Raw genomic sequence first — 8,536 nt, 5'->3', positions numbered from 1 at the left:
GGACACTTGGAGATGGTATAAAAAACTCAATCAATGTATTTGGCTTAAATATAGGTATGGTTGGTTACCAAGGAACAGTATTACCAATACTTATAGCTGTATGGGTAATGGCACATGTTGAAAGAAGCTTAAGAAAGATAGTACCAAACGTATTAGATATACTTCTAACTCCATTCTTAACAGTAATGATTACAGGATTCTTTTCATTAATAGTTATAGGACCTGTTGGCAGAATGATAGGTGATGGTATTTCTATTGGTTTACAAACACTTTATAATACTTTAGGACCAGTAGCTGGGCTTTTATTTGGAGGACTATACTCAACAATAGTTATTACAGGTATTCATCACAGCTTCCATGCTATTGAAGCAGGACTTCTAGGAAATAAGGATATAGGAATAAATTTCTTATTACCAATATGGGCAATGGCAAACATAGCACAAGGTGGAGCAGCTCTTGCTGTATATTTCAAGACTAAAAACCAAAAGCTTAAGCAAGTTGCAGTACCAGCGTCATTATCATGTTTATTAGGTATTACAGAAGCGGCAATATTTGGAGTTAACTTAAGACTTGTTAAACCATTCATAGCAGCTGCTATAGGTGGAGCGTTAGGTGGAGGATACATTGTATTAACTAAGGTTGGAATGAATGGACTTGGAGTAACAGGTATTCCAGGTATTGCAATAGTATCAGGCCCATCAATGATTAATTATATTATAGGTATGATAATAGCATTTGCTGGTGCATTTGCAGGTACATTAGTATTAGGATTTAAAGAAGAAAAACAAGATGCTGAAGATAATGTAGAAGATAACGGAGATGAAAAAGAAGGTTCATTAAAGCAACAAGTTGCTTCAATAAAGTAATTATTATTGATATTTTATTAAAAATGATTTAAAAGGTACTCCTTACCCACATTCTAAATTGTTAGAACAGTATAGAAGCATGCCCAATTTCATGGGTGTGCTTTTATTTGTTGCAATTTCGCAAAGTGAAATTTTTTAAGTATATAAAATTTAGAAAACAATCCAATTACATTTTTCGTGAAATTATTTATGAATGAGTTGACAATGTTTACAGCCGTTGATATAATTATTGATGTAAATAGAATAATTCTTAGGGATTGTTACTGGTAACGCAGGCAAAACCCAAATCAAGAGATAGAAGTGTCTATCGTTTTGGTTTGGGTTTTTTTTATTTCTAAAAACTTGGTCTTGGAATAAAAGTGAAGTAATTAGCGTTTATAACTTGATTAAAACTTAGGAATGGTACTTTAAAAACACATTAAAAAAAATATAAGAGAAAACTGTAACTGTAAATGTAAATGAAAAAGGAGAGTGACTTGAAATGGATTACGGTAAATTAGCAAAAGAAATTTTAACCTTAGTTGGAGGAGAAAGTAACGTAGAAAGTGCTACTCACTGTGCAACTAGGCTACGTTTTGTATTAAAGGATGACTCTGTAGCTAAGATAAAACAAATCGAAAACCTTGATGGAGTAAAGGGTGCTTTTTTAACTTCAGGACAATTTCAAATAATTATAGGACAGGGTGCTGTAAATAAGGTTTATGCAGAAATGGTTAAGGGTACATCAATAACACAAGCATCTGTAAGTGATCAAAAGAAGACGGCAATGAAGAAAATGAATCCTCTTCAAAGATTTGCTAGAATGCTTTCCAATATATTTGTACCAATAATTCCTGCAATAGTTGCATCAGGTCTTCTAATGGGACTTCTAGGAATGTTAACGAGATTTGGATTGGTTGATAGTAAGAGCGGCTTATTCCAAGTACTAGATATGTTCTCAAATGCAGCTTTCGTATTCTTACCAGTACTTATAGCATTTTCAGCTGCAAAAGAATTTGGAACTAATCCATTTTTAGCTGCTGCTCTTGGTGGAATACTAATCCACCCAGCACTACAAAATGCATGGACAGTTGGCGCTGGTATAGAAAAGACAATCAATGTATTTGGTTTAAATATAGGTATGGTTGGTTATCAAGGAACAGTATTACCAATACTTATAGCTGTATGGGTAATGGGACATGTTGAAAGAGGTTTAAGAAAGATAGTACCAAACGTATTAGATATACTTTTAACTCCGTTTTTAACAATAATGATTACAGGATTTTTCTCATTGATAGTTATAGGACCTGCTGGTAGACTTATAGGTGATGGTATCTCTATTGGTTTACAAGTACTTTACAATACTTTAGGACCAGTAGCTGGGCTTTTATTTGGAGGATTATACTCAACAATAGTTATCACAGGTATTCACCACAGCTTCCATGCTATTGAAGCAGGACTTTTAGGAAATAAAGCAATAGGAGTAAATTTCTTATTACCAATATGGTGTATGGCAAACATAGCACAGGGTGGAGCATCTCTAGCTGTATACTTTAAGACTAAGAATCAAAAGCTTAAGCAAGTTGCAGTGCCAGCTTCAGTGTCATGTTTATTAGGTATTACAGAAGCAGCGATATTTGGAGTTAACTTAAGACTTGTTAAACCATTTATAGCGGCTGCTATAGGTGGAGCATTAGGTGGAGGATATGTTGTATTAACTAAGGTTGGAATGACTGGACTTGGAGTAACAGGTATTCCAGCTATAGCAATAGTATCAGGTCCATCAATAGTTAACTATATCATAGGTATGGTAATAGCATTTGCTGGTGCATTTGCAGGTACATTTATATTAGGATTTAAAGAAGAGCAAGAAGAGAGCTCAAATGCGGAATGTGAGAGAATGGAACATGAGAAAAATGATGTAGTTTATGATGCTAATAAAATACACAGCCCAATAAAAGGCAGAGCAGTTTCATTAGACCAAGTTCCAGACCCTACTTTTGCTTCAGGGATCATGGGTAAGGGAATTGCAATAGATCCTAAAGAGGGTAAGGTTTTTTCGCCAGTGAACGGTAAAATTTCAGCGGTTTTTGGAACAAAACATGCTATAGCTTTAACTTCAGATTCGGGAGTGGAAGTTTTAATTCATGTAGGTATGGATACTGTTAAACTTAATGGAAAAGGCTTTAATTGTCATGTTAACAATGATGATACAGTTAAAGTTGGAGATTTACTTCTTGAATTTGATATAGAAGAAATAAAGAAGAATGGTTTATCTACAATTACTCCAGTAATAATAACAAATTCTGATAACTATTCCTCAGTAGATCAAGTAAAAGAGGGAGATGTTGAAGCTTTAGAAGGTGTAATAGAGATTAAGTAGTTATAGATAAACAACTTCATAACTTGAACTTATAATTCAGGAAAAGGCATTGCATGTCGAAGCTATTTTCCAGAAGTGATTAAGGATTGAAATTGTTTATCTTTAATAGGAGCATGCCTCATAATTTAAGGGGTGTGCTTTCCAAGTTTATTAATTGTTAATTGCTGCCTAGATACAGATAAAGGTTACTTAAACATTATTTACAATATTCACATAATTAATTATAATTTTAAATATATAAAAGTGATCGTGTGAGATTGTTACTGTTAATGCAGACAAAACTCAAATCAAGAGGTAACAATATATATCTTTTTGATTTGAGTTTTTTATTTCTATAAACCTCGTTAAGGAGTGAAGTTATTTATCTTTGTAAATAAAGTTAAACTAGTTTACAAATACTTTAATAGTATGTATATAAAATACTTCGGAGTGATAATATGAATATAGAAAAAATTTTAAATAACAATGTTGTTACTACCATTGGTGAAGACGGTATTGAAAAAGTAGTCATGGGAAGAGGGATAGCCTTTAAAAAGAAAATAGGAGAAGAAATTGAAGAGGATAAAATAGAGAAGGTTTTTATAATTCATAATCCTCATACCTCAATGAGACTTCAAAGCTTGTTAAATGAAATTCCTATAGAGTATGCAGAGGTGTCAGAGGAAATAATAAAACATGCTTCAGAGGTTATTGATAAGAAACTTCATGAACAGATTTATCTATCTCTAACAGACCATATAGCCTTTGCATTAAGACGAGCAGCGGAAGGTTTAATAATGAAAAATGAAATGCTATGGGAAATTAAAAGGATTTATAAAAAAGAGTTTTCCATAGGAATGTGGGCAATTAGGCTTATTGAGGAGAAGCTCGGAGTAACCCTTGACGAAAATGAGGCTGGGTTTATAGCACTACATATAGTCAATGCATCGCTTGGACAAGAGATGCCAGATACCATGAGCATAACAAAGCTGATAAATGATATTTTAAATATTGTAAAGTACTACTTTAAGATAGAACTTGATGGAGAATCATTATCATATTTTAGATTTGTAACACATCTAAAATTTTTTGCTCAGAGGATGTTTAATAGAAAGCAGGAAATAAATAATGATAATAGTCTTTATGATGTTATAAGAGATAAATATCAGGAACCTTATTTATGTGTTAGAAAGATAAAAGATTATATACAAAAAAATTATGATTATGAGTTAACAGAAGAGGAAATGGTTTATTTAATGCTCCATATTCAAAGACTTATAAGCAGAAAAAGCGAATAATTTACAACCAAAGGATTGTTACTGTTAATCCAGGCAAAACCTAAGTTGTAAGCCAAGTAAAGTGTTAATGTAGATTTCTTTGTGTTGTTCTACATATATGGCTTGATTGCAATTTAGGTTTTGCTTTTTTTAAAATGGTAAATGTATCATTATTTTGAACAAAGCATGTTATTGTTATTGCTTCAAAATAAGGAGTAAAAACTTCAATTAATGTAGGCGTCGACACCATTAGACTTGACGGAAAAGATTTTAATTGTTATCTTAATAAGGGGGTAATTGGTAAACATTGGAGAAATACCTCTTGAATTTAACATTGAAAAAATAAAGAATAATAATTTATATACTAAAGATAAATAACTTCAATTCCTAATTAATTTAGGGAAGTAGCGTAGATATGGAATGATTTCCATAAATTATAAAGTTATGTATATAAGTTTTGTTAGTAATTACAAATTTGAATAATTTTTCTTTGTAAAATTAGGTTAAATAAGGAAATATTTTAGAAGATATTACAAAAATCTATAGCTAACAAAAGCATGTCCTTAGTAATATTAGGGATATGTTATAATTATATTATATTTTTACAAGGGATTAGAAAGGGGACAAGGCGTAATATGGGAAGAAGAATTTTATGTTTAGGAGAACTATTAATCGATTTCATATGTGCTGATATAGACAGCTCATTAGTTGAAGGCGTTAATTTCATTAAGAAGGCTGGTGGAGCTCCTGCTAATGTAACAGCAGCTATTTCAAAGCTTGGTGGAAGTGCTACTTTTGGAGGAAGTGTTGGAGACGATGCTTTTGGTGTATTTTTAAAGAAAACTTTAGATGATGTAGGCGTAGATACTTCTCTAATGAAACTTTTAGAAGAACAAAATACAACTCTTGCTTTTGTTTCATTAAAGGCAAATGGAGAAAGAGATTTCATATTTAACAGAGGTGCTGATGAAAACTATGTTTTAACAGAAGAAGAAATATCAGCGCTTAGTGAATATAAGGTTGTACATTTTGGTTCAGCGACTGCACTTTTAGGAGGAGAACTTAAGGCAACTTATTTAGATGCTATGAAAAAGGCTAAAGAGTTAGGTTTATTTATATCTTTTGATCCTAACTATAGAACAGATTTATGGAAAGAAAGAGTAGAAGAGTTTATTGAAGTTTCAAGAGCGTGTGTAAAAGGCGCTGATTTTATAAAAGTAAGTGATGAAGAAGCTAAGCTTTTAACTGGAAAAGAAAATTTAGAAGAGGCTGCTAGAGAACTTGTAACTTTAGGTGCAAAGGCTGTTGCTATAACACTTGGTAAAGAAGGAACTATGATAACTGATGGAGAAAATCTTGAAGTAATTCCTAGTGTTAAGATAAAGTCTCTAGATTCTACAGGAGCAGGAGATGCTTTTGTTGGAGCTGTACTTTACAGACTTGCTTTAGAAGAAGATTCAAAGGAAGCTGTAGCAAACTTCTCAAAACTTAAGGAAATTATACATTTTGGTAACAAAGTTGGAGCTATAGTTTGCACAAAGCTTGGAGCAATTGCAGCACTACCAACTTTAGAAGAAGTTAATAACTTCTAATAAATATAGTTTTTAATTAATATTAATTAACAATTATAGAAAATAACAAAAATGAGGGTATATATTCAGCTATAAATGGATTTGTACCTTCATTTTTTATTTGTTGTCATTTCATCTGGTAAAGTGTTATAAAAATCTTCTTTTTAATTAAACTATATTTCATAGAGGAATTTTTCATAAAAGTATCCAAGGAGTGTAGTTTACACAAATGAGAAGGAGATGATTAGTTGAGGCGGTGGTTGGTAAGAAAAGCTGGGAGAATTATATTAAGGCTTATAAAGAAAAATCTTCTTTTGAGAGGAAGTACTATATTAAGAAAAATAGTATTTAATTTTATAAACAGGATTTAATAAAAAGAATATAATATAAATAGGTTAGAGGGCAATCAAAGAAGATTACCCTCATTTTTATTTTACCTACTTCAATTTATAAGTTTACATATTTTAGTTAGTGTTATAACTGAAGTATATGAAATTTTTTTACACTATTAATATCTCTATGTTACCAAAGTTCTAACAGACAATCTATGCTTCATTCAATGTCTATTATAGAAATATCGCCTGAATATAGTATCCAAATTAGAAGTTTTAGGGGATATAGAATCTCCTTTAATGCTGCCAGAGACTGTTTTTTTAACTAAGTTCTTAGTTATAAGTTAAAATTTTTATGCGTGGTGAAGTTGTATTAAATTTAAGAACCTTGAGTTTTTAAGTAATAATGTGAACCACTCCTACTTTAGAAGTAGGAGCTTCCTGTTTCAAAGACCTCGTAACCTACTATCTCCACAGGCTTAAGATCGGATTGTACCAACCCTACTCTTTTTATGTTTATAGCTGAATTTATATCTCTATGGTGCTTAGTTTTGCAGTTTGGACATTCCCATGTTCTAATATTTAGATTTTTAACTTCTTCATTTTTAAAACCACAATTAGAGCAAAGTTGACTTGAAGGATAGTAAGTATCTATTATTGATACAATCCTACCGTACCACTTAGCTTTATATTCTAGTAGCTGCCTAAACTTAAACCAACTTACATCACTAATTGATTTTGATAGCGTACTGTTTTTTAACATACTTTTCACCTTAAGATTTTCAAGACAAATCACTTGGTTTTCGCTGATTAGTCTTGAACTTAACTTATGCAGAAAATCGAACCTACAGTTAGCTATTTTTTCATGAACCTTAGCTAGTTTAATTCTAGCTTTGTAAAAATTCTTACTTCCTTTAGTTTTACTTGATAACTCTCTTTGAGCCTTCAAAAGCTTTTTATAATACTTTTCAAGAAACTTAGGGTTATCAATTATTTCACTATTTGAAGTAACACAAAAGGACTTAATTCCTACATCTATTCCAAGAGCAGTATTAAGTGTTTGGAGCTTTTCTATATCTGAAGTTTCACAACATAAGGATACATAATATGTCCCTGTATTAGTTTTACTTACAGTAGCATTTAAAATTTTGCCTTTATGTGATCTATGATATTTAAGCTTTACCCAACCTATTTTAGGGAGTTTAATTTTATTATTTTCAACTTGAATATTATCATTTACCATTTGAGTTCTATAACTATGGAAGTGATTATGTTTGCTTTTAAACTTTGGGAATCCATAACCTTTGAAGAAGTTCTTAAATGCTCTATCTAAATCTCTTAAAGTTTGCTGTAGTGATATACTATCTATTTCTTTAAGCCATTGAAAATTCGACTTTAGGTCAGTAAGTAACTTAGCACATTCATTATATGAAACTGACCTTTTAGTTTTTTTATATTGTTCATTCTTATGGTTTAAAAAATAATTAAATATGAATCTATTGCAGCCAAAGGATTTATTAAGCATTATAGATTGAACTTTATTAGGATATATTCTATATTTAAAAGCAACTTGCAACTTAATCACCTCATTTATAGCATTTACCAACTCTAGGTAAATTATAACCATATCGAATGGTTATAATTTATTGCTATCTATCTTCACCTTCAAGAAGGTTGAGTGTTCCGCAATATCATAGATAAAATTTATTAAATAGAGAAGAAAAGAGAATAAATGAACTGTTTTTAGATAATACTATTTTTGCATATAAATTAAATAAGTAAATATGATAAGATAATCAACGTTGTCTTTGATGACGACAAATTTGTAGAATGTTCAACACGTTTTTGAATAAATTTTTAAAAAAGGTGTTGACAGTAAAGAAGAATGATGATAAGATATCACTTGTCGACTTGGTGCGACAAACTAAAAAGTAGTTTCTCTACAGATGTTAATTCAGCTTTAAAAATTATAAAAAAGTTGTTGACAGAGAAGCGAAAAACTGATAAGATAATCAAGCGGTCAGTTGATGACACGTAAAAATAACTTGGTCTTTGAAAATTAAACAGAGGAAATTAAGTACAGCAATTCTTTTGAGAGCAAGAGATTAAACTTTTAAATTGAGAGTTTGATCCTGGCTCAGGACGAACG

At 31.0% G+C, this 8,536-nt stretch carries 5 protein-coding genes; 4 read left to right on the top strand and 1 reads right to left on the bottom strand.

What is annotated here, in order from left to right; all coding sequences use genetic code 11:
* The 4 genes from CPJCM30710_RS17145 to CPJCM30710_RS17130 form a co-directional block, all read left to right on the top strand.
* On the top strand, positions 1 to 866 hold an 866-nt coding region (locus tag CPJCM30710_RS17145; protein ID WP_212905361.1), incomplete at its 5' end, for a PTS transporter subunit EIIC.
* A gap of 481 nt (positions 867 to 1,347) precedes the next feature.
* The gene (locus CPJCM30710_RS17140; RefSeq protein WP_212905360.1) at positions 1,348 to 3,228 is read left to right on the top strand and encodes a sucrose-specific PTS transporter subunit IIBC; all 1,881 of its coding nucleotides are present in this window, start codon (positions 1,348 to 1,350) and stop codon (positions 3,226 to 3,228) included.
* Between the two features lie 437 nt (positions 3,229 to 3,665).
* Positions 3,666 to 4,505 (top strand): BglG family transcription antiterminator LicT, encoded by an 840-nt coding sequence (gene licT, locus CPJCM30710_RS17135; protein WP_212905359.1) that lies wholly within the window; start codon positions 3,666 to 3,668, stop codon positions 4,503 to 4,505.
* 614 nt (positions 4,506 to 5,119) lie between these two features.
* Positions 5,120 to 6,076, top strand: a complete 957-nt coding sequence (locus CPJCM30710_RS17130; RefSeq protein ID WP_212905358.1) for a carbohydrate kinase family protein — start codon at positions 5,120 to 5,122, stop codon at positions 6,074 to 6,076.
* Positions 6,077 to 6,811: 735 nt separating this feature from the next.
* On the opposite strand, the gene tnpB is transcribed toward CPJCM30710_RS17130, so the two are convergent.
* Entirely contained in the window at positions 6,812 to 7,963 is a 1,152-nt protein-coding gene (tnpB, locus tag CPJCM30710_RS17125; RefSeq protein WP_246503580.1) for an IS200/IS605 family element RNA-guided endonuclease TnpB, read from the bottom strand.
* Positions 7,964 to 8,536 lie beyond the last annotated feature (573 nt).

This window comes from Clostridium polyendosporum, from assembly GCF_018332455.1.
In the GTDB taxonomy this organism is placed as follows: Bacteria; Bacillota; Clostridia; order Clostridiales; family Clostridiaceae; genus Clostridium_AY; species Clostridium_AY polyendosporum.
The sequence above is the reverse complement of the archived record's forward strand: the minus strand, read 5'-3'. Positions and strand labels throughout refer to the sequence as shown.